At 52.9% G+C, this 2,671-nt stretch carries 3 protein-coding genes and 1 pseudogene; all 4 read left to right on the top strand.

What is annotated here, in order from left to right:
- A pseudogene (locus DW640_RS23030) lies at window positions 1-884 on the top strand (chromosome partitioning protein ParB); the annotation flags it as partial.
- Between the two features lie 109 nt (window positions 885-993).
- Window positions 994-1,596 carry a hypothetical protein gene (locus DW640_RS23025; RefSeq protein ID WP_009041241.1) on the top strand — a complete coding sequence of 201 codons (603 nt, stop codon included), beginning with the start codon at window positions 994-996 and terminating at the stop codon, window positions 1,594-1,596.
- On the top strand, window positions 1,593-1,814 hold the full coding sequence (locus DW640_RS23020; RefSeq protein WP_009041240.1) for a hypothetical protein: 222 nt from the start codon (window positions 1,593-1,595) through the stop codon (window positions 1,812-1,814). The genes DW640_RS23025 and DW640_RS23020 overlap by 4 nt, the downstream gene beginning before the upstream one ends.
- A gap of 377 nt (window positions 1,815-2,191) precedes the next feature.
- Window positions 2,192-2,635, top strand: a complete 444-nt coding sequence (locus tag DW640_RS23010; RefSeq protein ID WP_009041239.1) for a JAB domain-containing protein — start codon at window positions 2,192-2,194, stop codon at window positions 2,633-2,635.
- The last annotated feature ends 36 nt before the right edge of the window (window positions 2,636-2,671 follow it).

Here is a 2,671-nt window from a genome sequence, read left to right as displayed (position 1 = left end):
CGGAGGTGTCGCTCTGCCGTGACTGCTACACCGCCAACGAGACGGTAGTAGAACGGCTAACCGCTTCGGGCTACGAGGTGGAGACCCTTGACAGGTACACCGCCTTTCCAAGCTGCCCCAAAGAACCCAAAGCCGAAAATTTCAACGACCCCGAACGCTACGGGGAAGCCCGCACCCGCTACGAGCAGCAATGGGCGGACTACATGGAGCAGGAGGAGGAAATCACCCGCAGGAGCGGAGCGGGGGAAATCACCGTCTATGCCAAAATCGGGCAGAAGGAGATTACATTCTGTTACGTGGAGAACGTGACAGAGACCGAGACAGCGGACGGAACGCCCGCACCCGCACCGCTCTCTCCCGTGGAGAAATTGGAGAAGCAGGACAAGCGCAATAAGGAAATCGCACTCGAACGCACGGTGGAGGACACCAAGAAACAGATTCTCGAAGCCGACATCACGGGCGGCAAGTTCAGTGCCGATGAAGACACGATGCTGTACTTCTTCCTTCTGTCCTCGCTCCGGAAGGAACACTTCGCAGCCGTGGGGATTGCGGAAGACAAGCCGTATATCACGGACGAGGACAAGATGGGGATTATCGGAAACCTCACGGTAAAGATGAAGACCATCATCCGCAGGGACTTCCTTGTAGCCAACTTCAAGGGAGCGTACGGGAACAACACCGTGGCGACCCTCTTGCTTGACTTCGCACGCAGGCACATGCCGGAGGAACTCGCCAACATCGAAAGGGAGTACAACGGGGTGTACGAGAAACGTCACCAGCGCATCGAGGAAAAGAAAGCCGTCCTATTAGTGCAGGAACGGGCAAGGGAGCGCAAGGTAACGCAACCCGAGGAACAACCGCAACCCGAAGAGATTGCAGCCTAAAGACAAAGGGCAGGGCGGAGAAATCCGCCCGCTACTTTCTTTCGTGAGCCGTAGCGGAAAAGAAAGATCGCAAAGAAACCGATTTTTAAACTTTCAAATTTTCAAACTTATGCGAACCGTACAGAGAACCTATACACTATTCGGCATTGCGGAACTGGAGGACGAAGCCCGTCAAAAAGCCTATACCGACTGGCTTGCCAAGGGAAACGATTACCCGTATGCTTCCGAGAACTGCGACACACTCGAAGCCTTCTGCAACCTTTTCCGCATTGCCTGCACCAACTACTGTTACGACAGTTGCACATACGCTTACCGTTTCCATACCGGACACGAGGAGGAGACCGAAAGGCTTTCGAGCGTCCGCTTGCTGGCTTACCTCTATAACAACTTCCATGCGGAGCTGTACAAGCCCAAGGTCTATTGGACGAAAGACCGCAAGAAAAGACGCAGGAGCCGTATCTCCGTCACTTGCGAATGCCCCTTCACGGGGGTTGTGTCGGACGAAATCATCTTGCAGCCCCTCATGGACTTCATGCGCTCGCCCGACACACGGAATTTCAAGGAACTCATGCGTGACTGTCTGGAAAACTTCTTCCGCTCGTGCCGTGACGATTGCGAGTATTGCGAGAGCGAGGAATATTTCACGGACGAGAGCCACAAGAATAATTGGGAGTACCTTATCGACGGGACACTTTTCATAGAAACGGCATGAAGCAGGAAATCAGACAGAACGGGAAAACCGTCCTTTACAGCGAGGACGGTTGCAGCATCCCCATGATATTCAACAACCTTGTCGGGAAGAACCTCAAAGGCAGGGAGTATTCGGACTATATCGCTTTCGTAGCCATTCCCGACATGGGATTTACCTACGGGAAGATAGCGTATTATTCGGACGGGAATTTAATCGCAACGGGGGAAATCAAGCCATAACATTCCCCCTCTATGTTTCATCGCCGGAAGTCCGGGACGGGTAGCGATCCGCCCGGACTTCTTTTTTTACCCGCCCGTGGGAAAGGATTGACCCATTTTCGGACGCACTTCTTTTTCTTTCGGTGAGCCGTGGGCGGGAAAAGACAAAGAAGCAAAAAGAACCCCCTCGACTCACCGGATTTTTTAGCCAAGCTCCACACTCATTTTTTAGCAAACCTACAGGGAAAAACGGACAAGTAGCAAGGCTGAACCTGCCGGTTTTGCGCACAATCTCCACACCTTCGGGTCGTATTCCACGCAAAAGCCTTGCATGAAGTCCGTTCTTTCCCCGTGCCCCAAAGCAAAAAATAAATGTTTCACTTTTAATTTTTTGCATTATGAATACACTGTCTTTCCCTCAAATCACCGTAAGTTACAAGGACGCTGACGCATCCAAGAGAGTTAGAATCCACTCTTCCAAGGAGTCTTACGACATCCTCAAGACTTTCTACGAGGACTGTATGCAGCACCACGAGGAGTGCTGGGCGATGTACCTGAACGGCGCAGGCAGACTGCTGGGCGTTTCGTGCGTCTCACGCAGCGGCATGAACAGTACGGTGGTGGACATACGCATCGTCCTCCAGACGGCTCTCGTCTCTCATGCCTCGGGAATCATCCTCTCGCACAACCACCCTTCCGGCTCGACCGTGGCGAGCACGCCGGACAACAACCTGACCAGCCAGTTGAAGAAAGGCTGCGAGGCAATCGGCATACAGCTTTTAGACCACATCATACTGACCGAGGACGCCTACCTTAGCTACATGGACGAGGGGATGCTTTAAGCGTCCCTTTTTTTGTTCGCTATCCGTTTCGCACTT

Origin of the sequence: Bacteroides sp. AM23-12 (genome assembly GCF_003434395.1) — a bacterium.
In the GTDB taxonomy this organism is placed as follows: domain Bacteria; phylum Bacteroidota; class Bacteroidia; order Bacteroidales; family Bacteroidaceae; genus Bacteroides; species Bacteroides thetaiotaomicron.
Note: the sequence above shows the minus strand (reverse complement) of the source record. Positions and strands in the feature narration are given on the sequence as shown.